The organism is Enterobacter sp. JMULE2, from assembly GCF_013337145.1.
In the GTDB taxonomy this organism is placed as follows: Bacteria; Pseudomonadota; Gammaproteobacteria; order Enterobacterales; family Enterobacteriaceae; genus Enterobacter; species Enterobacter mori.
On the sequence record NZ_SGWD01000010.1, the window covers coordinates 738,397 to 764,627 of the forward strand.

General features: G+C 55.6%; 23 protein-coding genes and 1 pseudogene. 16 read left to right on the forward strand and 8 right to left on the reverse strand.

The genetic code is table 11. The features are described from left to right. Positions 1–17: 17 nt before the first annotated feature. Positions 18–446: an OsmC family protein gene (locus tag EXW94_RS04400; RefSeq protein WP_010431333.1), complete on the reverse strand. Its 429-nt coding sequence runs from the start codon at positions 444–446 to the stop codon at positions 18–20. Between the two features lie 75 nt (positions 447–521). Further along, entirely contained in the window at positions 522–1,403 is an 882-nt protein-coding gene (locus tag EXW94_RS04405; protein ID WP_250901290.1) for a LysR family transcriptional regulator, read from the reverse strand. Between the two features lie 111 nt (positions 1,404–1,514). Between EXW94_RS04405 and EXW94_RS04410 the strand changes: the two genes are divergently transcribed. The 4 genes from EXW94_RS04410 to EXW94_RS04425 all read left to right on the forward strand — a co-directional run bounded on the left by EXW94_RS04410 (position 1,515) and on the right by EXW94_RS04425 (position 4,919). Beyond that, positions 1,515–2,366 (forward strand): Vmh family MBL fold metallo-hydrolase, encoded by an 852-nt coding sequence (locus EXW94_RS04410; RefSeq protein ID WP_174339589.1) that lies wholly within the window; start codon positions 1,515–1,517, stop codon positions 2,364–2,366. Positions 2,367–2,596: 230 nt separating this feature from the next. Next, positions 2,597–2,812 (forward strand): biofilm-dependent modulation protein, encoded by a 216-nt coding sequence (gene bdm / locus EXW94_RS04415; protein ID WP_014883903.1) that lies wholly within the window; start codon positions 2,597–2,599, stop codon positions 2,810–2,812. A 95-nt stretch (positions 2,813–2,907) separates the two neighbouring features. Then, positions 2,908–3,045 carry a stationary-phase-induced ribosome-associated protein gene (gene sra / locus EXW94_RS04420; protein ID WP_013096533.1) on the forward strand — a complete coding sequence of 46 codons (138 nt, stop codon included), beginning with the start codon at positions 2,908–2,910 and terminating at the stop codon, positions 3,043–3,045. Between the two features lie 176 nt (positions 3,046–3,221). Further along, on the forward strand, positions 3,222–4,919 hold the full coding sequence (locus tag EXW94_RS04425; RefSeq protein WP_089598514.1) for an NAD-dependent malic enzyme: 1,698 nt from the start codon (positions 3,222–3,224) through the stop codon (positions 4,917–4,919). A 24-nt stretch (positions 4,920–4,943) separates the two neighbouring features. Here the strand turns inward: EXW94_RS04425 and EXW94_RS28160 are convergent, their stop codons facing one another. After that, on the reverse strand, positions 4,944–5,771 hold the full coding sequence (locus EXW94_RS28160; protein ID WP_148400733.1) for an HNH endonuclease signature motif containing protein: 828 nt from the start codon (positions 5,769–5,771) through the stop codon (positions 4,944–4,946). Between the two features lie 330 nt (positions 5,772–6,101). Here EXW94_RS28160 and EXW94_RS04435 point away from each other — a divergent pair, with 330 nt between their 5' ends. The 8 genes from EXW94_RS04435 (at position 6,102) to EXW94_RS04470 (ending at position 16,285) form a co-directional block, all read left to right on the forward strand. Next, a complete protein-coding gene (locus tag EXW94_RS04435; RefSeq protein WP_174339590.1) occupies positions 6,102–7,814 on the forward strand; it encodes an ABC-F family ATP-binding cassette domain-containing protein in 1,713 nt (570 codons plus the stop codon). 196 nt (positions 7,815–8,010) lie between these two features. Next, positions 8,011–9,021 carry an alcohol dehydrogenase AdhP gene (gene adhP / locus EXW94_RS04440; RefSeq protein WP_108417411.1) on the forward strand — a complete coding sequence of 337 codons (1,011 nt, stop codon included), beginning with the start codon at positions 8,011–8,013 and terminating at the stop codon, positions 9,019–9,021. Between the two features lie 149 nt (positions 9,022–9,170). Then, positions 9,171–10,790: a TIGR04028 family ABC transporter substrate-binding protein gene (locus EXW94_RS04445; protein ID WP_174339591.1), complete on the forward strand. Its 1,620-nt coding sequence runs from the start codon at positions 9,171–9,173 to the stop codon at positions 10,788–10,790. Positions 10,791–10,800: 10 nt separating this feature from the next. Beyond that, a complete protein-coding gene (locus EXW94_RS04450) occupies positions 10,801–11,745 on the forward strand; it encodes an ABC transporter permease (protein WP_126817019.1) in 945 nt (314 codons plus the stop codon). Further along, positions 11,742–12,593, forward strand: a complete 852-nt coding sequence (locus tag EXW94_RS04455) for an ABC transporter permease (RefSeq protein WP_089598521.1) — start codon at positions 11,742–11,744, stop codon at positions 12,591–12,593. The genes EXW94_RS04450 and EXW94_RS04455 overlap by 4 nt, the downstream gene beginning before the upstream one ends. Further along, the gene (locus tag EXW94_RS04460; RefSeq protein WP_120158198.1) at positions 12,590–14,197 is read left to right on the forward strand and encodes an ABC transporter ATP-binding protein; all 1,608 of its coding nucleotides are present in this window, start codon (positions 12,590–12,592) and stop codon (positions 14,195–14,197) included. The genes EXW94_RS04455 and EXW94_RS04460 overlap by 4 nt, the downstream gene beginning before the upstream one ends. Continuing rightward, positions 14,194–15,183: a putative FMN-dependent luciferase-like monooxygenase gene (locus EXW94_RS04465; RefSeq protein WP_174339592.1), complete on the forward strand. Its 990-nt coding sequence runs from the start codon at positions 14,194–14,196 to the stop codon at positions 15,181–15,183. Before EXW94_RS04460 ends, EXW94_RS04465 begins: the two co-directional genes overlap by 4 nt. A 10-nt stretch (positions 15,184–15,193) precedes the next feature. Continuing rightward, entirely contained in the window at positions 15,194–16,285 is a 1,092-nt protein-coding gene (locus tag EXW94_RS04470; protein ID WP_108417406.1) for an alkylhydroperoxidase domain protein, read from the forward strand. A gap of 5 nt (positions 16,286–16,290) precedes the next feature. On the opposite strand, the gene araJ is transcribed toward EXW94_RS04470, so the two are convergent. Next, the gene (gene araJ / locus EXW94_RS04475) at positions 16,291–17,466 is read right to left on the reverse strand and encodes an MFS transporter AraJ (protein ID WP_108417405.1); all 1,176 of its coding nucleotides are present in this window, start codon (positions 17,464–17,466) and stop codon (positions 16,291–16,293) included. Between the two features lie 120 nt (positions 17,467–17,586). After that, positions 17,587–18,231, reverse strand: coding sequence for a quinolone resistance pentapeptide repeat protein QnrE3 (locus tag EXW94_RS04480; RefSeq protein WP_010431379.1), 645 nt, complete (start codon positions 18,229–18,231; stop codon positions 17,587–17,589). A gap of 179 nt (positions 18,232–18,410) precedes the next feature. Here EXW94_RS04480 and ppk2 point away from each other — a divergent pair, with 179 nt between their 5' ends. The 3 genes and pseudogenes from ppk2 to EXW94_RS04495 all read left to right on the forward strand — a co-directional run bounded on the left by ppk2 (position 18,411) and on the right by EXW94_RS04495 (position 19,867). Beyond that, positions 18,411–19,253 carry a polyphosphate kinase 2 gene (gene ppk2 / locus EXW94_RS04485; protein WP_254797801.1) on the forward strand — a complete coding sequence of 281 codons (843 nt, stop codon included), beginning with the start codon at positions 18,411–18,413 and terminating at the stop codon, positions 19,251–19,253. Positions 19,254–19,355: 102 nt separating this feature from the next. Then, complete coding sequence (locus tag EXW94_RS04490; protein WP_148400743.1) at positions 19,356–19,544, forward strand: hypothetical protein; 189 nt, start codon at positions 19,356–19,358, stop codon at positions 19,542–19,544. Next, a pseudogene (locus EXW94_RS04495) lies at positions 19,544–19,867 on the forward strand (CcdB family protein). The gene EXW94_RS04490 and the pseudogene EXW94_RS04495 overlap by 1 nt, the downstream one beginning before the upstream one ends. Positions 19,868–19,941: 74 nt before the next feature. Here EXW94_RS04495 and fdnI read toward each other — a convergent pair. From fdnI to fdnG, 3 genes are read right to left on the reverse strand one after another with little or no spacing between them, the layout of a single operon-like run. Beyond that, positions 19,942–20,598: a formate dehydrogenase-N subunit gamma gene (fdnI, locus tag EXW94_RS04500; protein ID WP_120158204.1), complete on the reverse strand. Its 657-nt coding sequence runs from the start codon at positions 20,596–20,598 to the stop codon at positions 19,942–19,944. Continuing rightward, positions 20,591–21,478, reverse strand: coding sequence for a formate dehydrogenase subunit beta (fdxH, locus tag EXW94_RS04505; RefSeq protein WP_119936597.1), 888 nt, complete (start codon positions 21,476–21,478; stop codon positions 20,591–20,593). The genes fdnI and fdxH overlap by 8 nt, the downstream gene beginning before the upstream one ends. 11 nt (positions 21,479–21,489) lie before the next feature. Further along, on the reverse strand, positions 21,490–24,537 hold the full coding sequence (gene fdnG, locus EXW94_RS04510) for a formate dehydrogenase-N subunit alpha (RefSeq protein WP_174339593.1): 3,048 nt from the start codon (positions 24,535–24,537) through the stop codon (positions 21,490–21,492). Positions 24,538–24,758: 221 nt separating this feature from the next. Between fdnG and yddG the strand changes: the two genes are divergently transcribed. After that, positions 24,759–25,637, forward strand: a complete 879-nt coding sequence (gene yddG / locus EXW94_RS04515; protein ID WP_089598532.1) for an aromatic amino acid DMT transporter YddG — start codon at positions 24,759–24,761, stop codon at positions 25,635–25,637. Positions 25,638–26,231 lie beyond the last annotated feature (594 nt).

A 26,231-nucleotide genomic window follows, 5' to 3' on the forward strand; every position in this document is an offset into this window, starting at 1 on the left:
GGCGCCCGGCTTTAGACTTAGTTGAGCTTATAGTCCAGCGTGATTTCCGCTTTTAATACCTGCGATACCGGGCATCCAGCTTTGGCCTTCTGGATGATGCCGTCGAATTTCTGCGGGTCAATACCCGGTACGGTGACCTTACTGGTTAGCGCAATTTTTGTGATCGCAAAACCACCGTCGGCCTTGTCCAGTGAGACATCCGCCGTGGTGTCAATGGAATCCGCGGTGAAGCCCGCTTCACCAATCATCAGCGACAGCGCCATTGAGAAACAGGCGGCGTGCGCTGCGCCAATCAACTCTTCCGGGTTCGTGCCCTTTGCGCCTTCAAAACGGGTGTTAAAGCCGTAAGGTTGTTGATTCAGGACGCCACTTTCCGTTGAAACCGTCCCTTTTCCTGATTTGATGTCACCAGACCAGTGTGCCGAACCGTGCTTATGAATCGTCATTCTTGCTCTCCTTTTGGCTTACAAAGGATTAAGTATAGGACGCTAAGCGTATTCTGCATGAAAGACAGACGAGTCTTAACCCTCCATGAGCGACTTAGCCAGTGCATCAAGGAACACCCGCTGAGCCGCAGGCTGGTAATCCCGAGATTGGTAGATGCCAAAAATGCCGATCGGCTTGGGCGTTAATGCCTCGAGCACCTGCACCAGCTTACCCTGTGATAGGGCTTCCTTAGCCTCGCGCTCCGGTAGCATCGCGATGCCGCCGTGGTGAATGGCGGCGTCCATCAAGAGAGACGAAATGCTGGCACTGAGGTTTCCGCCCACCGCAATTGAAACGGCTTCCCCCTTCGGCGTCAAAAACGACCAGGACTGACCCGCGAAGAAGCTGTAGTGCAGGCAGTTGTGGTTGGCCAGGTCGGCTGCGGTCGTCGGTGCCCCATAAAGCGCAAGGTAGTCGGGCGAAGCACAAAGCACCGAGCGACACTCACCCAGCCTGCGGGCAATCATTCCCGGCTCCGGGTTATCCGTGATGCGAATCGCCACGTCAATCCGTTCTCCGACAAGGCTCACCGGATGGTTGTTCACGTCCAGCTCAACGCGCAGCTGCGGAAACCGGGACAGCAGATCGGGCAGCACCGGCGCGATAATGTGCATAGCGGTAAAATGCGCGCAGGCCACCCGCAGCGTGCCTGAAGGCAAATCTTTTGCCGACTGATCTTCAATTTCCTGCGACAGCCGCGAAAGCGTGCGCGTTTTTTGCAGCACCTTTTCCCCTGCCGCCGTCAGCGTCAGCTTGCGCGTCGAGCGGTTTACCAGCCGCGTTCCCGCCCACTTTTCCATCTGTTCCAGATAGCGGCTGACCATTGGGCGAGAAATACCCAGCGCGCGGGCTGCCGCGCTCAGGCTCCCCAGCTCGCATATTCGGTTATAGACCTGAGCAGCAATAACGCGATCCATACAACACTCCATTTGCTCGATTTATGAAACAAAGCATGTCTTGTTTCAGGAATTCTGGCAAATGCGAATATCCGTACAATAGCGATATTCCTGAACAACAGAGACAACAGCATGAAATTCACTCACCTTGCCCTGCTTTCCACCCTTTTTACTCCGGCTGTGTTTGCCGCGCCGTTGACCATTGATACCTATAACCCGCAGGAAAAAGGCATTTTTGCGGTCTCCTCCACGCTGGTCTCCGGCCCGAAAGAGGCGGTGCTGTTTGACGCGCAGTTCAGCGTGAAAGATGGCGAAGCGCTGGTAGAAAAAATCCGCAAAAGCGGTAAAACGCTGAACAAGATTGTGATCACCTCCGGCGATCCGGATTTCTATTTTGGCCTTCAGCCGCTGGTGAAAGCTTTCCCGAATGCCAAAGTGGTGGCCACGCAGCATGTGGTTGACCATATCAAAGCCACCAAAGACGCCAAGCTCGCCTTCTGGGGGCCGCAGATGAAAGACGGCGCGCCAACGGAGCTGGTTATCCCGCAGGTGCTCGCGTCCACCACGTTTATGGTTGACGGAGAAAAGATCGATATTGAGGAGCCAGACAGCTACGCGGCCTATGTGTGGATCCCGTCAGCGAAGACTATCCTCGGCGGCACCGGCGTCTCCTGGGGCATTCACGTCTGGACAGCGGATACCCAAACGTCGGCTCGCCGTCAGCAGTGGCAGGAAACCCTGGATAATATGGCCGCGCACAAGCCAGAGCGCGTGATCCCGGGCCACTACCTCGGTACGCCGCCAGCCGGAACCGGCGCTATCGACTTTACCCGCACGTATCTGCAGCAGTTTGAACAGGCATTGGCCAAGCATAAGGATTCTGCTGGCGTGATTGCCGCGATGAAAAAACAGCAGCCGGACCTGGCCGAAGTCAGCTCTCTTGAGTTAAGCGCAAAGGTGAATACCGGCGAAATGAAGTGGTAAGTTAAAATCTGCTCCTGCTATATTTCCGTGATAGCAGGAGCAACCCGCAAATATCTACCCACTCTCCCATTGATTCCCCCTCCTTTTTAAAAGCACATAAAAGCATGCACTTATGACTTTTTTAATTCTAAGATGAATCTTACACACAGCGCCGGAAATATTTGCCATTCTGAATGTGAATTATATTTTTGCACGCCGTAACATTAAACAGACAACGACACGGAGGCAGCATGTTTACTTATTACCCGGCAAATACTACAGCAGCACAACCGGAACTTGTTAACGCCATTGCGCAGGGTCTTCACGCCGAGCACGGTGCTGTGACTGAAGATGACATTTTGATGGAACTGACCAGGTGGGTGGAATCCACAGACAATGACATCCTCAGTGACATCTACCAGCAGACCATTAACTATGTTGTTAGCGGGCGAAACGCACCTTTGTAAAAACCTGCTAAGCTGGATCTGCAACCTAAGGGGTTACATTTCGTTTGCGTCAGCAAGCTTGTCCTTAAAACTATCAACAGGATTGAGGAGTTAACATGAAATCGAACCGTCAGGCACGCCATATTCTGGGACTGAACTACAAGCTTTCAAACCAACGTAAAGTGGTGATTGAGGGCGACAGTGAAACGCAGGTCACCCACGCCACGGGCAGAAAACGCCACGCAGGCAAGTAAGTTCCAGTAAGACATTCACGACACCATCGGTAATCCCGATGGTGTTTTTGTTTATGTGTTGCGGTAATTAATATTTAGCTCCTTTATAATACCGCCCGACCGCCCCCCGTAGCACAGGCCAGAAAGATGACAAACAGCAGTGTCAGGGACGGATCTTCATAAAAAGAGTGAGTGACATGGACAACAAACTGAAAAAACATCGTTCCTTATACATCCCATACGCCGGACCCGTTTTACTCGAATTTCCCCTGCTCAACAAAGGCAGTGCCTTCAGCATGGAAGAGCGCGGCAGCTTTAACCTGCTTGGCCTCTTGCCTGAAGTGGTTGAAACCATTGAAGAACAGGCAGAGCGCGCCTGGATCCAGTATCAGGGATTCAAGACGGAAATCGACAAACACATCTACCTGCGCAACATCCAGGACACCAACGAAACCCTCTTCTATCGCCTGGTGCAAAACCATCTCGAAGAGATGATGCCGGTGATCTACACCCCGACGGTGGGTGCCGCCTGTGAACGTTTCTCTGAGATCTATCGTCGTTCCCGTGGGGTATTTATCTCTTATCAGAACCGTCACAACATGGACGATATTCTGCAGAACGTGCCAAACCACAATATTAAAGTCATCGTGGTAACCGACGGCGAACGTATTCTGGGTCTTGGTGACCAGGGCATTGGCGGGATGGGGATCCCAATCGGTAAGCTCTCCTTGTATACCGCCTGCGGTGGCATCAGCCCGGCGTATACCCTGCCGGTGGTGCTGGATGTCGGAACCAATAACCAGCAGCTGTTGAACGATCCGCTTTACATGGGCTGGCGTCATCCGCGTATAACCGACGATGAGTACTATCAGTTTGTCGACGACTTCATCCAGGCCGTGAAACAGCGCTGGCCGGACGTACTCTTGCAGTTCGAAGACTTTGCGCAGAAGAACGCGATGCCGCTGCTGAACCGTTATCGGGATGAGATCTGCTCGTTCAACGACGATATCCAGGGCACCGCCTCGGTGACCGTAGGCACGCTGATCGCTGCCAGCCGCGCAGCCGGTAGCCAGCTGAGCTACCAGAAAATTGTCTTCCTTGGCGCAGGCTCTGCGGGCTGTGGTATTGCCGAGCAGATTATCGCCCAGACGCAGCGTGAAGGGTTAAGCGAAGAGCTGGCCCGCTCCCGCGTCTTTATGGTTGACCGTTTCGGCCTGCTGACCGACGGTATGCCGAACCTGCTGCCGTTCCAGACCAAGCTGGTGCAGAAGCGCGAAAACCTGAAAAACTGGGATACCGACAACGAAGTCCTTTCCCTGCTGGACGTGGTGCGCAACGTGAAGCCGGATATTCTGATCGGCGTTTCCGGACAAACCGGTCTCTTTACCGAAGAGATCATCCGCGAGATGCACAAGCACTGCGAGCGCCCTATCGTGATGCCGCTGTCTAACCCGACCTCGCGCGTGGAAGCGACGCCGCAGGACATCATCGCCTGGACAGAAGGTAATGCGCTGGTCGCGACCGGCAGTCCGTTCGATCCGGTGGTGTGGAAGGATAAAACCTATCCGATTGCCCAGTGCAACAACTCCTACATCTTCCCGGGCATTGGTCTGGGCGTGATCGCCTCCGGCGCATCCCGCATTACCGACGAAATGCTGATGTCGGCAAGCGAAACCCTGGCGGGCCACTCTCCGCTGGTCAATGACGGCGAAGGTCTGGTGCTGCCAGAGCTGAAAGACATTCACAAGGTGTCGCGCGCTATCGCATTCGCGGTAGGTAAAATGGCGCAGCAGCAGGGCGTGGCGGTGAAAACCTCTGCCGACGCGCTGCAGCAGGCCATCGACGACAACTTCTGGAAGCCTGAATACCGCAGCTATCGTCGTACTTCGATTTAAAATGTGAGTGGGCCACTGGCCCACTTATTTTTTGCTAGGTTGCCAGCTTTTATCTATCCGCGGTTCACCGTAATGCTCCTGCCGATGACAGTTAGGGCAAAGGGCAATAGCATTGTCTACGTTGTCTTCCCCATTTTCTGATAGCGGAATAATGTGATGAACTTCTAAATAATATCTCCCATCCTTCGTGCGCTGAAATGGCGCCGGGGCATCACAACATTCACAATTATTTTGAGCTCTGAGGAGTACTTCGGCCACAACATCGGGATTACGATCGTAACGCCAGACGGAAACCTGTTTTTTCGCCGGATGCACAGACGCATTTTGCAGCCGCTTTCGTCTTTCCTCAGATTGTAGTTTTAACGCCTTGCTTACTTTGTCGTAAAAGTCGTTTTCATCGCGGCCAGGAATATCTTCGCTGTCCACTCGCTGTTGGTTAAGTTGTTCCTTGAGGATGGCAATAACCGTCGCGTCCAGAGGCTTCTGGAATGTCCTTCCTGTTTGAGCGAAGTGATTCATGAAGCGATCCCAACGGGATTCTTTGCCCGCTGGAGGCAGAACTTTGCTTAATTTGTGGCAATCAAGCGTAATAAAATCATCTAGCTTAGACACATCGCTCAACTGCACGCGATGGGGGTAAACGTTTCCCTCCTCGAAATCGATCCCTTCAATACGGTAAAGTCCGCAAAGCTGGTATCCCAAAGATTTATGAACATTTTGGATGACAAAGACAAAGTCACCTGTTTTTACATTACTCAGCTTTTTCTCACTACTTGCACTAACACCATATCCCTTGATGTAATCAAAATTGCTGGAATTAGATGCACTGTGATAGGCGTAATAATAGGCCATACGCTCAACCTCCTTTTGGTTTCATAATGAAGGGTATCGGCATAATGACAAAATTCTTAACGTGCAATCGTGTGACATTCGATTATACTTTCGACACACATTAACCCACTGAATATATAAGGAGGCTAATTATGCTGTATCGTGAAATTTTCAATGTTTCACATACATTTGGTGATCGCACCAGCTCAAGCGTTATCGGTATCGTGCTGCGATAACTTCTGCTTGAGCGAAGACACCAACCCCTGAAATCCCTTCTCTCGGGCTTACTGAGTTATCGTCAGCGATGTTTGACGAGGCATAAACATGCCTGTAACTCTTGGGTAAGCAACAATGAGCACTTTACTCACTGCACAATCTTTACGCGTTGATACGGCGTTTGGCACGCTCTTCGACTCACTCTCCTTTACGCTGAAAAAAGGCGACCGCATTGGCCTGCTGGGCGACAACGGCTGCGGCAAAAGTACGCTGCTGAAGGTGCTGGACGGCACAGATTCCCCTGCTGCCGGAACGGTAGCGTTGGCCGGGCACTGCCTGATGGCGCGCGTTGAGCAACATCTCCCAGACGCCATTTTCCCGCTGACCATGCTGGATGCCGTACTCGCACAGCTGCCTTTTGCTGAGCGCGACAGCCTGCGCTGGAAAGCCGAAACGCTGCTGGCAAGCATGGGCTTCACGCCGCAGGATATGATGCTGCAATCCGCAACGCTCAGCGGCGGGCAGCATACGCGTCTGCTGCTGGCACGAGCGTTGATCCACGATCCGGATCTGCTCCTGCTGGACGAACCGAGCAACCACCTCGATTTACCGACCCTGCTGTGGCTGGAACAATTCCTGCAGAACTGGCCCGGGAGCTTCGTGCTGGTCTCGCACGACAGACAGCTGCTGGATGCCGTCACCAACGGCAGCTGGATCCTGCGCGATAAGATGCTGCACTACTTTGCCCTTCCCTGCACGGCGGCACGCAAGGCGCTTGAAGCAAAAGATGAAAGCGACGCGCAGCGCCACAAGGCGGAGCAAAAGGAGATCGACCGCGTCACCGCCAGCGCGAAGCGGCTGGCGACTTGGGGAAAGGTCTACGACAACGAAGACCTTGCCCGCAAAGCCAAACAGATGGAAAAACAGGTCGAACGACTGAAGGAGAGCCAGACGGCGCTTACGGCAGGCAGTCAGTGGACGTTAACCCTGCGCGGCGACGCGCTGCGGGCAGACCGTCTGCTGGAGATGGAAAACCTCAGCGTCCCGCCTGCGCCCGGGCTACCGCCGCTGTTTAACATCGACATGGCGCGGCTGAAAAGCGGCGATCGCGTGGCGATTGTCGGTCGTAACGGCTGCGGCAAATCGTCGCTGATGAGGCTTATCTGGCAACAGTTTGCCGATAAGCCCGCAGACAGCGGGTTGAAAATCCATCCGCGCGTGTCGCCAGGCTATTACGACCAGACGCTTAATCAACTGTCGGACTCTGCCACGCTGCTTGACGCGCTGGAGCCGTTCGCACCGGATCCGCAGAACCGCAAAATGGCGCTGATAAGCGCGGGTTTCCCGTGGGCGCGTCACGGACAAACCGTCAGCACGCTCAGCGGCGGCGAGCGCTCTCGCCTGCTGTTCGTTGGCCTGACGCTTGCCCGCTATAGCCTGCTGATGCTGGATGAGCCGACCAACCACCTTGATATGGAAGGCAAAGCGGCGCTGGCAGAAACCCTTCAAGAGTTCGAAGGCGGCGTGCTGCTGGTCAGCCATGACCGTCAGTTAATCAGCCAAAGCTGCAACCGTTTCTGGCTGATTGAAGAGGGAACGCTGAGCGAATGGCACGATGCCGAAGCGGTGTTTGAGCGGATGCGTGAAAGCGCGGGTCTGGTGACACCCACCGCGCCTGTCATCGCCGATGAGACAGTTCAACCCTCGCCGTATGACGATCTGCTTGAACGGCTGGTCGCGCTGGAAACGCTGCTGGAAGACGATCTGGCGCGTAAGCCGAAGCATCAAAAGCTGCAGCTGCAGGCGCAATGGCGTAAAGAGATTGAGGAGATAGAAGCACAGCTGTGAGTCTGCGCCCGGCGAGCACCTCGCCGGGCCAGCATTTCCCCCCTTAATTATTAGAGGATCGCCGTATTCTTAATCTGAAATCGAATCAAATGATGACATTATGTTGCGGCAGCCTTGCATTACCAGGCTAATGTATTAATCCTTAAGGGGTATTACACCTGCTATGCAGATTCTTATCATGAACAAGGAGATACACATGAAGGCTGCTGTTGTCACACAGGACCACCAGGTCAACGTTACCGAAAAAACCTTACGCCCGCTAAAGCACGGGGAAGCCCTGCTGAAGATGGAGTGCTGTGGCGTATGCCATACCGACCTCCACGTGAAGAACGGCGATTTCGGCGATAAAACCGGGGTGATCCTGGGCCATGAAGGGATTGGCATCGTGAAGGAAATCGGCCCCGGCGTGAAATCACTGAAAGTTGGCGATCGTGCCAGCGTGGCGTGGTTTTTCGAAGGCTGCGGCCACTGCGAATATTGTAATACCGGCAACGAAACCCTGTGCCGCGACGTGAAAAACGCCGGTTACTCCGTTGACGGCGGCATGGCGGAAGAGTGCATCGTCACCGCTGACTACGCCGTAAAAGTGCCGGATGGTCTGGGATCCGCTGAAGCCAGCAGCATCACCTGTGCAGGTGTCACCACCTACAAAGCGGTGAAAGTGTCTGGAATCAAACCGGGCCAGTGGATTGCAATTTATGGTCTGGGCGGGCTGGGCAACCTCGCGCTGCAGTACGCCAAAAACGTCTTTAACGCCAAAGTCATCGCCCTTGACGTTAACGACGAACAGCTGAAGCTTGCGGCCAGCATGGGTGCAGATTTAACCATCAACTCCCGCAGCGAAGATGCCGCGAAAATTGTGCAGGAAAAAACGGGCGGCGCACATGCCGCAGTCGTTACTGCCGTCGCAAAAGCCGCATTCAACTCAGCCGTTGATGCCGTGCGTGCCGGTGGCCGCGTGGTCGCGGTTGGCCTGCCGCCGGAAGCGATGAGCCTCGATATTCCGCGTCTGGTGCTGGACGGCATTCAGGTGGTCGGTTCGCTGGTCGGCACCCGTCAGGATCTGCAGGAAGCCTTCCAGTTCGCCGCAGAGGGTAAGGTCGTGCCGAAAGTGACGATGCGTCCGCTTGAGGACATCAACGCCATCTTTAAAGAGATGGAACAGGGCCAGATCCGCGGCCGTATGGTGATCGACCTGCGTTCATAACCGATCATCTTTCATCACCGCTCCTCTCCGGGGCGGTTTTTTTATAGCCATTTTCCGGCAATCCTTATCTTAATTCCTTTGTTCCCTTGTTTTCCCCCGCGCCCGATGATGAATCCGACGCTAACAAGAAGATAACAAAGGAATTCACCATGCAAACCCCATTTCGTCTGCCGCTGCTGACGGCGCTGATGCTGGCGACAACAACAGCCTGGGCAGCAGAAGCGCCCGTCAAAGGCGGCACGCTGATCTATCTGGAGCAACAGGCGCACACTAACCTCTACCCGCCCGCCGGTGGCTTCTACCCGAACGGCGGCATTCTGAATCAAATCACCGACAAGCTGACGTGGCAGAACCCGAAAACGCTGCAGGTGGAACCCTGGGTGGCAGAAAGCTGGACCACCAACGCCGATAAAACCGAATATACCTTTAAAATTCGGCCCGGCATCACCTTCTCCGACGGCACGCCGCTGGACGCCAGCGCCGTGGCGAAAAATTTTGATACCTACGGTTTAGGCAATAAGGCGCAGCGCCTGCCGGTGTCAGAAGTGATCAACAACTACGATCGTAGCGAAGTCATCGACCCGCTGACCGTGAAGTTCTACTTCAAAAAACCATCGCCGGGGTTCCTGCAGGGCACTGCCACCATTGGCTCAGGTCTGGTCTCGCTCAGCACGCTGAAGCGCAACTTCGAAGAGCTGGGGGATGCCCGCCATATCGTTGGCTCTGGGCCGTTTGTGGTTAAAGACGAAAAACTCGGACGCGAAGTGACGCTGGAAGCCCGCAAAGACTACCAGTGGGGACCGAAAAGCCTGGCGCAACAGGGGCCAGCGAATCTCGACGGCATCAAGTTTATCGTCACCCAAGAGGACAGCGTGCGCGTCGGCGCTCTGCTGGCGGGTCAGGCCGACTTTATTCGCCAGGTGCAGGCGTATGACGAAAAGCAGGCTACCGATCAGGGCTATAAAATCTACGCAGCGCCTACGCGCGGGGTAAACGACAGCATCAGCTTCCGCCCGGATAACCCACTGGTTTCCGATATCCGCGTACGCCAGGCGCTGCTGCATGCCACCAATGCCAAACAGGTGGTCGAGACCCTCTTTTCGCCTAACTATCCACAGGCCAAATCGGTCATTGCCGATTCCGCCGCTGGCTTTGTCGATCTCAGCGACAAATTGACCTTTGACCCGGCAAAAGCCAACCGGCTGCTGGACGACGCGGGCTGGAAAGCAGGCGGCGACGGGATCCGCGCCAAAGACGGTCAACGTCTGGCATTGACGGTATATGAATCCCTGCCTCAGCCGCAAAACAAAGAGGTGCTGCAGCTGGTTGCCCAGCAGTGGCGACAGGTGGGCGTGGCGCTGAGCGTCAAAGCCGGTGATGCGGGCAGCCGCACGCTGGATAACCTTGACCCGCTCAAAACCCCGCTGACCGTCTCCGAAGTGGGCCGCGCCGATCCGGACGTGGTGAAAAGCATGTTCTACCCCGCTAACCGCGACGCGCTGCTGCAAAAAGGCGGCTCCAGCGACAAGGTCAAAAACTTCCGTGACGACAAGCTGAATGAACTGCTGGTGAACATTTCGGCTGAGGTCAATCCACAAAAACGCCTGCAGCTGACGGGAGACGCCCAGCGCTATCTTCTGGACAACGCCTACGTCATTCCGATTTTCGAGGAGCCGCAGGTCTTTGCCGGTGCGCCGTGGTTAAAAGGTGTGAATTTTGAAGCGGTTGGCCGCCCGTCGTTCTACGGCGCGTGGATTGAGAAACACTGAGGAGCTGACGATGCGCCACGCACTTCTTCAACGTCTTGGGCACGGCCTGCTGGTATTGTGGGCTGCCTTTACCCTTTCGTTCGTGTTGCTCCAGGTGCTGCCGGGTGACGCGGTGCTGATCAAATTTCAGAACCCGGATCTGGGACTAAGCCCGGCACAAATCGAGGAAATGCGCGTGGCGTACGGCGCGGACAGCCCGCTGTGGCAGCAATATTTTCACACGCTGCTTGCTATGCTGCACGGTGATTTCGGCTACTCCTTGCAGGCTGGCGTACCGGTTAGCGAGCTGATTGCCAGCAACCTGCCGGACACCCTGAGCCTCGCTCTGCCCGCGTTTGTGCTCGCGGTCCTGCTGGCGTTTGCGCTGGCCTTTGCCTCCCGCCTGCCGGGTCTGCGCTGGCTGAGTAATACCCTTCAGTCTCTGCCGGTCCTGTTTATCTCCTTACCCACGTTCTGGCTGGGGATTGCCCTCATCCAGCTCTTTTCTTTTCAGCTGCGGCTGATCCCGGTGATTAACCCGACGCCGCTGCAGGGGCTGATCCTGCCGATCGTCACCGTCGCCATCCCGATCTCCGCCCCTCTGGCGCAGATTCTGATGCGCAGTCTCGACCAGGTGGCGGCGCAGCCGTTTGTCGCCGTCGCCCGGGCCAAAGGGCTGAGCGAAACCGCCGTCCTGTGGCGTCACGTCACCGGTAACGCCCTGCTGCCGGTCCTGAACATTGCCGGGTTGCTGCTGGGCGAGCTGATTGCCGGGGCGCTGATCACCGAAACGGTTTTTGGCCGCAGCGGGCTGGGACAGCTGACCCAGCAGGCGGTGAATAACCAGGATATCGCCGTGCTTCAGGCCGTGGTGATGATTTCTGCGCTCGGTTTTGTGCTGATTAACCTGATGGTGGATCTGCTGATGCCGCTCTTCGATCCACGCCTGCAAACCGTTACCGGAGGTGCCTCATGAGTCTGGTCGATTACGCTGCCGCCGCGCGCAAACGCGTCCCGACGTGGCAAGGGCTGCAGTGGCAGCCGGGACTCTGGCTGGCCTGGGCGGTCATTATCGCCGCCGCGCTCGCCGCCGTTGCGCCGGGTCTGTTTACCCACTACAGCCCGATTGAAGGGATTGCCGGGGCTCAGCGTCTGGCTCCGCAGGCCGATCACTGGCTGGGTACCGATCAGCTTGGCCGCGACGTGTACGCCCGCATTGTTTACGGCGCATCGCATTCGCTGAGCGCCGCGCTGGCCGCCGTCACCATGGGGCTGCTGGTCGGCACCGGGCTGGGCGTGGTGGCCGGGGCGTTCGCCGGGCGCGTCGAATCTCTGCTGATGCGTTTTGTTGACGTATTGCTGTCAATTCCGTCCCTGCTGCTTTCCCTGACCGTGATCATCCTGCTCGGTTTTGGCACCGTCAACGCCGCCATCGCCGTGGGCGTCGCCTCGATTGCCAGCTTTGCTCGCCTGGCGCGCGGTGAAGTCGTGCGCATCCGTCACACGGACTACGTCGAAGCGGCGTACGGCAGCGGCGGAACGTTCTTCGCCGTGCTGTGGCGACACATTCTGCCCAACTCGTTAACCGCCGTCCTCGCCTTCGCCACGCTTCAGTTTGGTCAGGCTATCCTGGCGCTGTCCACGCTGAGCTTCCTCGGTTATGGCACTCCGCCCCCCATTCCGGAATGGGGTTTACTGATTGCCGAAGGCCGTAACTATCTCTCAACCGCCTGGTGGTTAACCACCTTCCCCGGTGTGGTGGTCATTGCCGTGGTGCTAGCCACCAACCGTATCAGCCAGCAGTTTAGCGGAGGTCGCTCATGACCGTTCTCTCAGTGGAAAATTTGACGATTAGCTACCGTACCGCGCGCCAGTGGCAAGAGGTGGTGCATAACGTCAGCTTTACCCTCAAGCGGGGGGAAATGCTGGCGTTTGTAGGCGAGTCAGGATCCGGTAAAACGAGCACTGCACAGGCGATCATGGGGTTGCTGGCTGACAACGCCCGGCGTGATGCGGGCAAAATCATCCTCAACGGCGAGGAGATAAGCCAGTGGTCCGCTAAACGTCTCGATACCCTTCGTGGCGCGCGGATTAGCCTCGTCCCGCAGGATCCGGGTAATTCCCTCAACCCGGTGAAAACCATCGGTGCGCAGGTGGGTGAAATAATTGAACTACACCAAAAAGTGCCCCACGCACAGCGTGATGAACAGGTGCTCGCCCTGCTGACTAAAGTGGGGTTGAGCCACCCCGAACAACGCATGAAACAGTATCCTCATCAGCTTTCCGGCGGCATGAAACAGCGCGTGTTGATTGCCATCGCCATTGCCCTGCGACCGGACGTGATTGTTGCCGACGAGCCGACCAGCGCGCTGGATGTGACGGTGCAAAAGCGCATTCTGGATCTGCTGGACGCCCTTCGCCGGGAGTCCGGTACCGCCGTACTGTTTGTAACGCATGACCTGGCGCTGGCCGCACAGCGTGCCGACAGGCTACTGGTGTTCCGCCACGGTGAAGTGCAGGAGCACGGCGCGACCGATGATATCGTCCGCGCCCCGCAGCATGCCTATACCCGCCAGCTGTTAAGCGATTTACAGGGCCAGCGTCTGACTATCGCGCCGGTCTCGGGACGTCCGCTGGCCTCGCCTGCTATTCGCGCGCTGTCCATCAGCAAGCAGTTCTCGTTGGGTAAAGGGCATCAGCTGCAGGCGCTGGACGACGTCAGTTTTGACGTCACGCGCGGCAGTACACACGCGTTAGTCGGCGAATCGGGCTCGGGCAAAACCACCCTTGCCCGCATTTTGCTCGGGTTTGAGCAGGCGGACAGCGGGCGGGTGATTATCGATGATATTGATGCCACCACCCTCAGCAGGGAGGCACGTCGACAGCTGCGTCAGAAGATCCAGTTCGTCTACCAAAACCCGTTTGCCTCGCTCGACCCGCATCAGACGCTGTTTGAGATTATTGAAGAGCCGTTAAAAAATTTCGCCCGTCTCAGTAAAGCGGAACGCAGGACCCGCGTGGAGACGGTTGCGCAGCGGGTGGCTCTGCCGCTCGACGTGCTGGGGCGTACGGCGCGGGAACTCTCCGGTGGCCAGCGCCAGCGCGTGGCCATTGCCCGGGCGCTCATCCTGGAGCCGACCCTTATCGTTCTGGATGAAGCCACCTCCGCGCTGGACGTTACCGTGCAGGCGCAAATTCTGGCGCTTCTCCAGCAGCTGCAGCAACAGCTTGGGCTGACCTATCTCTTTATCACACACGATCTGGCAACGGTTCGCCGCATAGCCCACACCGTCACCGTGCTGCAGGGCGGTAAAGTCATCGAGCATGGCGCCGTTGAGACGTTGTTCAACGCCCCACAGAACGACTATACCCGCGAACTGATCGACGCTATTCCCCATTTTTCACCCGCTACGGAGGAGTTCGCATGACGCGAAAACGCCTGGGCTTTTTCACACGCCTGCTTGACGACGCCACGCCAAAGGAGCGCTATCGACTGGCAACCGAACAGATCCGCCACGCCGAACGCCATGGCTTTGACAGCGCCTGGATTGCGCAGCATCACTTTCATGAAAACGAAGGCGGGCTGCCGTCGCCGCTGCTGTTTTTGGCACACGTTGCCGCGCATACCGAAACCATCCGCCTGGGTACGGCCATCATTACCCTGCCGATGGAAAACCCGCTCCGCGTCGCAGAAGATGCCGCCGTGCTCGATTTACTCGCCAATGGACGTCTTGAAGTCGGTTTTGGTTCCGGCGGCACGCCGACCTCTTTTCTGCCCTTTGGCCTGACGTTTGAAGAACGCGGCGCGGTCTTCGCTGACCATTTGCACGCGATCCAAAGCGCGTGGCGCGGGGATTCGCTGACCCATCCGGATAACCACCTTTATCCGCCTGCGCCACAGCTGGCCGACCGTATCTGGATTGCCACGTTCTCCGTCGACGGTGCCGTGCGCGCCGCGCGGGCCGGTCATGGGCTGATGCTGTCTCGTACCCAGCCTCGCCCCGCTGAACAGTTAGATTTGACGCTCGACCAAATCCAAAACCCAATTGTTGACGCCTATCTTGACGCGCTACCCGCCGGAATCGCGCCACGGATCCTGGCCTCACGTACGGCGTTCGTTGCCGACAGCGATGACTATGCGCTGAAGGTGGCGACACCGGGCTTAACCCGACAGGCGCAACAGCATCGCGCGGCGGGGCATAGGGTAATAGGTGACACTGTCACGGATTATCGCAGACAGTTCGATGCGCATATCGGGTCGCCGGAAACGGTACTGAACTCGCTTAAAGCGGACGGCATCCTGGCGCGCGCCACGGATATCTCATTCCAGGTGCATTCGGTAGAACCTTCGCACCGGGACACCCTACGATCGATTGAATTGATTGCAGAACACATCGCCCCCCACATTGTTTGAGGAGACACGTATGGCTTTAAGTCAGGATATTCTCGCCGAACTGGCGGAAATCGTGCCCGGTTCGCCGCTGTCAGAGGCGCGGGCCACGCGGGACGCCGCCACGCGCCACGCTCAGGGCAGTTATGAGATTTTATTCAGCCAGCAGGATGCAGCATTTGCGCTGGATGAACGCTTTGCCGTGGCGGCAAAGGTCGCAAAATGGCACAACGCAGAGGCGCTGGCGGCGCACTATGCCGGATTTGGGCTGGCCGATCCGACCTCCGGGCGCCTGACCGCTGCGCTGAACTTTGCCCGTCTGCTCACCTTCTCTCCTGTCGACGCCACACCCGGCGCATTACAGGCGCTTGTAAAGGCGGGATGGAGCAAAGACGGCATTGTCACCCTTGCTCAGCTGATTGCCTTCGTCAGTTTCCAGAGCCGACTCATTGCCGGGCTGCGTTTACTGAATGATAAACCCATTGCGGCCAGCGATACGCCCGTCGTTGCGGGGGCATGGCACACCAACGCAGCCACTGCCACGGGTAAAGCGGCCCCCGTCGCGTTCACCCAGCAAGAGCTGGGCTGGGAGCCATGGATTGCCGCTAAACCTCTGGCAGAATTTAACGATGATGAAGTGACCATTCTCGCCAAATTTGGCCATACGGAATCTGACTATTTCCGCCTGCTGGGTCGCAACCTGCCGGTTCTGGAACAGCGCACGTTAACGGATAAAGGGATTTTTTACACGCCGGGAGGATTACCGCGTGCTGAACGCGAACTGGCCGCGACGGTAGCCAGTAAAATCAACGGCTGCATTTACTGCGCATCTGTCCATGCGCGCAAAGCGAGCCAGCTGTCAAAGGACGACGGCGCGGTGGAAACCCTTCTGGCCGTCAGGCCGGGACGCGCCCTGAGCGAGGGGCAGTCTGCGCGCTGGCAGGCGGAAATCAACTATGCGGCGGCGCTGTCGGTCACGCCACCGGCCGCCACGCCGGGCCATCTGGCTGAGCTGGAAAAACAGAAACTGGATACGCTTGAACAGCTCGATCTGCTGCAATCCGCCGCGTTCTTTGCCTGGGCCAACCGTCTGATGTTGACCCTGGGCGAGCCCTGGCTTCCCTGAAAAAATCAGGCCAGCGCCCGCGCGTTGGCCTGACGCTTTTTGGCGCAGAGATGGCCATACATCAACAGCGAGGTCATCGCAGCGAAGGACAACAACGCCGCCGGTAGCGTGACATAGCTCCAGCTAAAGCCGAGCGTAATCATCATCCCACCAAAGTATGCCCCTACAGCGCTACCCAGATTAAAGGCCATCTGTCCGCCCGCCGCCCCGAGCATTTCACCCCCTTTCGCATTCTGCAGCAGAAGAATTTGCAGCGGTGCGGAAAGTGCAAACAGGCCTGCACAGCAGACAAAGCCCATCAACAGCGAGGCCGTTTTCAGTTCGCCAAAGGCGAAAAGCAGCAACAGTGAGGCGACAATGACCATGTCGGTGGTGGCCGCAATGCGCAACGGGCTAAACCGCCCCGAGAGTTTACCGCTCAGCAGATTGCCCAACACCATGCCGAGCCCCATCAGCATCATTATGACGGTCATCATGCCTTCGGAGAAACCCGATACATTGACCATAAACGGCTTAACGAAGCTGAACCACGCGAAGACGCCGGCGTTGCCAAACATGGTGGCGGCGAAAATCAGCCAGGGCTCCGGTTTCTTCAGAAAGTGGAACTGCGCGGTCAATTTGATCTCTGATTTATCGTGCAGAGTTGGCACCCACAGCAACACGGAGAGGATCACCAGCACATCAAAGGCAGCAATCAGGAAAAAGGTATAGCGCCAGCTGTACTCATGCCCCAGCCACGTCCCGAGCGGTACGCCGACAAGATTGGCTACGGTCATTCCGGCGATCATACCGGCCACCGCGACCGTGACTTTTCCCGGCGGCGCAATTTTGGAGAGGATTATCGCCCCTACGCCGAAAATCGCGCCGTGAGGGAATCCGGAAATTAAGCGGCCTGTCGCCAGCCCGACGTAAGAATGTGAAAGGCTGAATAGGGCATTCCCAATGACGCACATCGCCACCAGGAACAATAATGTTGATTTCAGAGAGAACCGGCTGGAAAACAGCGCCACAATCGGTGCGCCTATCACCACGCCGAAGGCGTAAAAGGAGATCATGTTCCCGGCAGAGGGAATCGAAATCCCGGTGTCCTTCGCCAGTTCCGTCAACACGCCCATCACGCCGAATTCGGCCATTCCCAGACCAAACGTACCAAGTGCCAACGAAAAAATTGTTTTTTTCATACCACGACCACGGGTTAACTATTCGCGACGGGCATTATCAAACAATCTGGTATGGTGAGCCAGTTCAAATCAATTGGCTGACAGGTTAATCCATTCATTCAGGTGAGACTGTGAATACCGTTAGCCTAAAACAACGATGCCAAGTCGCTCCATCAACTGGGAAACCTGATAGCTGTCCAGTTTGACGCCCTGCAAATCAATACCCCGCACGTCCAGATCACCCAGTTCTGAATTGGTCAGATCGCAGTGGGTAAAATTGGCCGCTCGCCAGTCAAAGGATGAGAACTCGCCCCCAGACAGATCCGAGCCGCTAAAGGTAGCGCCAAGTATCTGCGCGCCGTTCCAGCGGTTTTCCCACAGCTCGCATTTTTCCAGAACCACCTTCGAAAAATTGGCATAGCTCAGGTTGCTTTTTGTGATGTAAGCACAGCAAAACCAGGTACGGGTGGTGATCATGTTCATAAAACTGGCCCCGCGGAAATCGGCCCCTTGCGCCCTGCATTCACGGATTTCGATGCCTAATGCATTTGAATGCCTGAAATCCGCCATCGATAAATCGCAGCTTTTGAAAATAGCATCTTTAAGTTGCGCCCGATTAAAGTTACCGCCCTGCTGGCTTTCCCGGTCATAGAACTGACAGCCGATAAACTCCGAGCTGGTTAAATCCGTACCGGAAAAGTCGCAGTTACGAAAAATTGCATTCTCTATTTTCTCTCCGGTAAAACGGTTACGACCTATTTTTTCGCCTTCAAAAATCAATGCCATGGCACCACCCTGTTTATTTATACAGTCCTTCTCACCATTCTAACCCGTTACCTGATGAAGGGAAACACGCTTATCAGACACGTATGTCAAAAATTCCCGCGAAGGTTGCCGGCCAGCATTACACTTCAAAGTGTTAGTTCCTTCCAGGCACATCACCCGATTCGGAGATGAGGATTATCATGGGAAACGCAAAACAGAATAAAACGAAAGCAGTGACCGTGACCAAAGCCAGCGTAGACAGGGAGGTTAAACCCGCGCTGAAGACCAAAGAGTATGAACAAGAGCTTCGTCGCCTTCACGTGGAACTGGTTAAACTCCAGCAGTGGGTCGTCGCCAAAGGATTAAAGGTCTGTATTGTGTTTGAAGGACGCGACGGCGCCGGTAAAGGCGGCACCATCAAAGCAATCACCGAGCGCGTCAGCCCGCGCGTCTTCCGCGTTGTCGCGTTGCCCGCCCCCACCGATAAAGAGAAAAGCCAGCTCTACTTCCAGCGTTACGTGCCGCATCTGCCCTCTGCCGGTGAAATCGCCATCTTTGACCGCAGCTGGTATAACCGCGCGGGCGTCGAGCGCGTGATGGGGTTCTGTACCGAGGAGCAGGTGGAGAAATTTTTGGACGGCGCGCCGGTCATGGAAAAAGCGATGGTGGATGCCGGAATTATCCTGCTGAAATACTGGCTGGAAGTCACACCAAAAGAGCAGGAGCGCCGTCTGCGCGATCGCATTAACGATGGTCGTAAGATCTGGAAGCTGTCCCCGATGGACATTAAATCTTTCAACCTTTGGGACGAATACACTCTCGCCCGCGACGCGATGTTTAAAGCCACCGACACCGCCTGGGCACCGTGGTTTGTGGCGCGTTCAGAAGATAAAAAGCGCGTGCGGCTAAATATTATTTCGCACCTGCTTAAACAGATCCCCTATAAAGACATTCACGTCGAAAAGGTCGACTTGCCGAAGCGTAAAATTGGCAAGATAAAACCCACGAAATACCCGTTCCGGTATGTTGAAGAGCGGTTCTGATATTACTGGAAGACGGCTCGCAGAATGGAGATTACCAGGTTAAACAGTATTGTTTTTTGTTGGCTGCGGTTGATAATGACCGCACCAACAAAGGAGATACCGATGAAACACACAGCAAACCGCGCCCACTCCCGAGGCATAAAACCAACAGCCCCGTCGCGCCACACCGCGCCAGACTTCGTTGCCCCGCGACAGCCATCAGAAGCAGATCGTTCATTTATTCGGTCAATGAATGAGTTTGTAGAAAAACAGGGAACCATTACTGATGATGAGTTTTTTAGGGTGCTTTAATGCTGAGACAATTCAATGTTTACCGTAATACATCTACGGCAACCCGTGAAAAGCTTCCCTACTATATGCTCATTCAGGATGATTGTTATGACGATCTTGCCACGCGCGTAATTGTACCGCTTGCGAAGAATAATAAGTTACCGTTATAGCGGAGCCATCTGGCTCCCCGCATTAATATCGATTTTGAAACGTTTCTTATTTATTCACCAATGATAACAAACCTTAACAACGACAAAATTAACCCTAAAGACTTTGTTTGTAATTTACGCAACGCACGTCATGATGTTATAGCAGCAATTGATCGTTTATTGACTAACACATGATGCCAGCCGGTCAGACAGTTGTGCTGTCTGCGCAAGCGCAGCGCCGCCGGACAAAGCCGACGGCGCAGAGCGACTTACTTCATCCCTTCCGTACTTTCCTGTTTCGCTTCCAGACGTTCAACATCACGATACCAGCGCGGGTGGTGCTTCTGCGCCCAGCGGCGGCTCACCTTCCCTTCAACCATCCCTTTAATCGATCCTTTCACCCAGAACGCCATATACATATGGATCAGGATGGCGTGGATCAGAATGATGGCCGACGTGGCGTGGATGAGCAGCGCATAGCGAATCACCTGAATCGGGAAATACTGCGCAAAATAAGGACGCCAGATAATCACCCCTGTCACCAGCAGCACAAAAATCATGCTCATGATGGTCCAGAACATCATCTTCTGCCCGGCGTTGTATTTGCCCACCTTTGCGACTTTATGCTCGTTGCCTTTTAGGACTTCAACAATCCCTTTCACCCATGGGATGTCCTGCTTGTCCGGGATGTTGTGATGCACGAAACGCACGAACATAAACATCAGCACCACGAAGATCAGCACGCCAAAGAATGGGTGCAGAATTCGCCCCATCTGCGGCGTACCGAAGGTTTCGGTCAGCCACTGCAGTGTCGGGAAGAAGAACGAGATCCCGGATACCGCCACCAGGAAGAAGCAGATCACCACCGTCCAGTGACAGGCGCGGTCGATAAACTTCGTGCGCACAATCATTTTCGACTTACTCATGGTGTTCCTCCTCTTCGTCATCATCCACCTCTTTGTTTGGCCCGATCCCAATGTAGTGATAAATCAGCCCGGCAAAAGTGGCGATAAAGCCCGCCGCCGAGAGCGGTTTGAGAGCCCCTTTCCACAGGTTGATCGAGGTATCGATCGCCGGATCTTTCGGCAGATTGTGGTACAGCTCCGGCTGGTCGTTATGGTGCAGCACATACATCACGTGCGTACCGCCCACGCCCTGCGGGTTATAAACGCCTGCATTCTCGTACCCGCGCGCTTTCAACTTGTCCACCCGCTCCTGCGCCACGTCCAGCATCTCTTTCTTGGTGCCGAAGTGGATAGCGCCGGTGGGACAGGTCTTGACGCAGGCAGGCTCCTGCCCGACGCTGACGCGATCCACGCACAGGGTGCATTTGTATACCCGGTTATCCTCTTTATTGAGGCGCGGGATATTAAACGGACAGCCCGCAATGCAATACCCGCAGCCGATGCAGTTGTCCTGCTGGAAGTCGACGATCCCGTTGGCGTACTGAATAATCGCACCGGCAGACGGGCACGCCTTCAGGCAGCCCGGATCTTCGCAGTGCATACAGCCGTCTTTGCGGATCAGCCATTCCAGCCTGCCGTTCTGGTCGGTTTCGCTAAAACGCATCACCGTCCATGATTTGGCGCTCAGATCCGCCGGATTGTCGTAGACGCCAACGCAGTGCCCGACCTCATCGCGGATATCGTTCCACTCCGAACAGGCCACCTGGCAGGCTTTACAGCCCACGCAGGAGGAGACATCGATAAGCTTTGCAACCTCTGCCTTATAATCCCGCGCACGAGGCGCGGGCGTTATCGGGTTGGTCGCGGAGCGTTTGATAATGTCTTGTGTTTCCATCGCCATTGAATCGCTCCTTACGCTTTCTCGATGTTGACCAGAAACGCCTTGTACTCCGGCGTTTGCGAGTTGGAATCGCCGACGTTAGGCGTCAGGGTGTTGGCGATGTAGCCTTTCTGCGCCACGCCCTCAAAGCCCCAGTGCAGCGGAATACCCACGGTTTCCACCTGCTGACCGTGCACGTTCAGCGACTGCAGGCGGCGAGTAACCACGGCAACGGCACGAATAAAGCCGCGCTTGCTGCTGACCGTGACGCGATCGCCGTTGGCAATGCCTTTCGCCTTCGCCAGCGTTTCGCTGATCTCTACAAACTGTTCCGGCTGCGCGATAGCGTTAAGCCGCGCGTGCTTGGTCCAGGTATGGAAATGCTCAGTCAGGCGGTAGGTCGTTCCGACGTATGGGAATTTGTCCTTTTTGCCCAAGCGCAGCACGTCCTCTTCGTAAATACGCACCACCGGGCTGGAGACCACGTTCGGGTGCAGCGGGTTAGTCCCCAGCGGCGTTTCCATCGGCTCGTAGTGTTCCGGGAACGGCCCTTCCGCCAGCTTGTCGAGGGCGAACAGGCGTCCCAGCCCTTCCGGCTGCATGATAAATGGCCCGGTGTTGCTGCCCGGCGCGGCGGTGTTGTAGTCCGGGATATCGTTCCCCGCCCACTTCGCCCCGTTCCACTGGATCAGCATGCGCTTCGGATCCCACGGCTTGCCGTTGATGTCCGCAGACGCGCGGTTGTACAGCACGCGACGGTTCAGCGGCCACGCCCATGCCCAGCCCAACGTATTGCCCAGCCCGGACGGGTCGGCGTTATCGCGGTTGGCCATCTGGTTACCCTGCTCCGTCCAGCTGCCGGTGTAGATCCAGCAGGACGACGCCGTCGTGCCGTCATCGCGCAGCAGCGCGAAGCTGTTCAGCAGTTGACCTTTCTTCGCCACCAGGTTGCCGCTCGCGTCATAGAGATCCGCCAGCGCCACGCCGTTGTTCTCTTTGGCGACTTCCTCTGACTCAGGATGGTCAGGCTGCTTGTAGTCCCAGCCCATCTTCAGCAGCGGCTCCGCGCCTTTGCCACCTTCAGTGCGGTACATTTCGCGCAGGCGATGGTAAATCCCGGCGAGGATCTCACCGTCATTACGCGCTTCTCCCGGCGCATCCTGACCTTTCCAGTGCCACTGCAGCCAGCGGCCGGAGTTGGCAATAGAACCATCCTCTTCTGCAAAGCAGGTAGACGGCAGGCGGAACACTTCGGTCTGAATCGACGCCGGATCGACATCGTTTGATTCCCCGTGGTTCTGCCAGAAGGTGGAGGTCTCGGTCACCAGCGGATCGATAACCACCATGTACTTCAGCTTGCTCAGGCTGCGAACGACTTTGTTTTTGTCCGGGAAGGAGGCCACCGGGTTGAAGCCCTGGCAGATATAGCCCGTGACGTTGCCCTTATCCATCATGTTGAAATACTTGATGACGTCGTAGGCCTGGTCCCACTTCGGCAGCCACTCAAAGCCCCAGTCGTTCTCCTTCTGCGCGGCATCGCCGTAGAAGGATTTCATCAGGCTGACGTAGAACTTCGGATAGTTGCTCCAGTAGTTCACCTGATCCGGCAGCGTCGCATTAGGCGTATTCGCCGCCAGATAGGTCTGCAGATCGGCCTGCTTCTCAGACGGTAGCGTCAGGTAGCCTGGCAGGCTGGTCGACAGCAGGCCGAGGTCGGTCAGGCCCTGGATGTTGGAGTGACCGCGCAGCGCGTTCACGCCGCCACCGGCCATACCCATGTTGCCGAGCAGGAGCTGGATCATCGCCATGGTGCGGATGTTCTGCGCGCCAACGGTATGTTGCGTCCAGCCCAGCGCGTACAGGAACGTGGTGGTTCTGTCGGCGGCGCTGGTTGAGGCCAGCACTTCACACACCTTCAGGAAATCCGCTTTTGGCGTGCCGCAGATGTTTTCCACCACGTCAGGCGTATAGCGGGATACATGCTCTTTCAGCAGATTCCACACGCAGCGCGGGTGCGTTAGCGTTTCATCACGCATCGCGTAGCCGTTTTCATCGAACTGATAGTTCCAGGACGATTTATCGTACTGGCGTTTTTCGGCGTCATAGCCGCTAAACAGCCCGTCATCAAAGGCAAAATCATCCCGCACCAGCAGGTTCGCGTTGGTGTAGTGCTTAACGTATTCCGCGTTAATTTTGTTATTTTCGATCAGGTACAACAGCACGCCGGACAGGAACGTGATGTCCGTACCGGAGCGGATCGGCGCATAGATATCGGCCACCGATGCCGTACGCGTAAAACGCGGATCGACGACGATCAGCGTCGCATCGTTGTTGTTTTTTGCTTCCATCGCCCAGCGGAAACCCACAGGGTGTGCTTCAGCGGCGTTACCACCCATCACCACCACGACGTTAGCGTTTTTGATATCAACCCAGTGGTTGGTCATCGCACCGCGACCAAATGTTGGAGCAAGACTTGCTACCGTTGGTCCGTGTCAAACGCGCGCCTGGTTGTCTACCGCCAGCATGCCGAGAGAACGCACAAATTTTTGCGTCAGCATGCCGGTTTCATTACTCGCCGCAGATGCGCACAGCATCCCGGTGGAAAGCCAGCGGTTAACCGTTACGCCCTGCTCGTTCTTTTCAATAAAGTTGGCATCGCGGTCGGCTTTCATTAATTTGGCGATTCGGGAGAAGGCCTCATCCCAGGATATTCGCTGCCACTTGTCGGAACCCGGCGCGCGGTATTCCGGGTAGCGCAGGCGGTTTTCACTGTGAACGTAGTCCAGCAGCCCCGCCCCTTTCGGGCAAAGTGCGCCCCGGCTCACCGGATGATCCGGATCCCCTTCAATATGATAAATCGCTTCTCTGGCGTTCTTCGCGCCATCGCCCAGGCTATACATTAAAAGCCCACAACCTACGGAGCAGTATGTGCAGGTGTTACGGATCTCTTTCGCGCGCAGCAGCTTATAGTTGCGTGCCTGAGCCAGCGCCATTTTGGGAGCAAATCCCAGCATCGCGGCTGTTGTTCCGGCCATACCGCCCGCGCAGATTTTGAAAAATTGTCTGCGGCTGACGTCCATTGTTGTCCTCGTTATCTGATAAGACTTCGTGGCGCAAACTAACAGCAATGCCCCTGTTTTTTTTGCGTCAAATCAAGGTCATCTCCCTTCCCCCCCTAAATAGTCACCTTCGGTACGGTCAAATACCCCTTTTTGATTAACGGCTTAAGAGAATAATTCGCGACAGCGTCAGGATGAATGCGCTACATTTTCCCTCTGATTTTTATTGCAATGGCAACGACATGGACAGAAAAAGAGCAACGCTTATTGGGCTGGCGGCGATACTGTTATGGAGCACCATGGTCGGCCTTATTCGCAGCGTGAGCGAAGGGCTGGGGCCGGTAGGCGGCGCGGCGATGATATACACCCTCAGCGGATTACTGTGTCTGGTAACAGTAGGATTTCCTGATATCAGACGGTTTTCGCCCCGGTATCTTATTGCTGGCAGCGTTTTATTTGTCAGCTACGAAATATGCCTGGCGCTGTCGTTAGGCTATGCCGCCACGCGATCTCAGGCTATAGAAGTAGGCATGGTCAATTATCTCTGGCCAAGCCTGACGATTGTATTTGCGATTTTGTTCAACGGGCAGAAATCTAACGTGTGGGTGATCCCCGGGCTCGCGATCTCATTGCTCGGCGTCTGCTGGGTATTAGGCGGTGAACAGGGGTTACACGTTGATGAAATCATCCGCAATATCGTCTCCAGCCCGCTGAGTTATGCTCTGGCATTTGCCGGTGCCTTTATCTGGGCAGCCTACTGCACCGTCACCGCCAAATTTGCCAGAGGACAAAACGGGATCACCCTTTTCGTTTTGCTAACGGCGCTGAGTCTGTGGGTGAAATATGCGCTCAGCGATCAGCCGGAGATGGTGTTCAGCATCCCTGTGGTGGTGAAGCTCGTCATGTGCGGCATCGCGCTGGGGTTTGGCTATGCCGCATGGAATATTGGCATTCTCCACGGCAACGTCACCGTCCTGGCGGCGGTCTCCTATTTCACCCCGGTATTATCCGCCGCCCTGGCGGCCGTGCTGTTAAGTTCCCCGCTGTCGTTCTCTTTCTGGCAAGGTGCGCTGATGGTCTGCGCCGGTTCGCTCCTTTGCTGGTATGCGACACGCAAATAATTCCCCCGCGCCGGGAATATTTTCATCCCGGCAACATAATTAACATTAATTTAAAATGTGAGCCTGCTCAGAATATTTATCAGAATTAGAGTGAGCGGTTTAAATTCTGTTTATATTAGGCTCGTGACGAAAGCCTACCTCTTCTCATATTGACATAAACTGACAACGCAATGTGATTAGTTCGCTGCGTATATTAACGAACTATATAGCACAGAATGCAATAATACATTTCTGGGTATGTCAGGCGTCCCTTTATAAATTCGATGCAATGAAACCTTCATGTAACTGTTTTCATTGAACTTAACATTATCACCTCACACTTAAAAGATCGTTAATCACGAATATTTCCATCCTGTACTACAACATATAAAAACTATTTACTGCGTAATATTCATGGTGCGTAAATAGTCACTTTATGCGTGAATATTAATCAAATTCGCGGGTTTCACGGCAATTATTCCGATCAGGATCACACTAATTGAAATTATCTTTAATATTTTGAAACTTATTATTGAAAGCAGGCTACAAGATTTTTAAAAATAGTCTGCCATTGACGAACCGCCTCGTTTAGAAATCGTTCAAATTGGCTCAGGA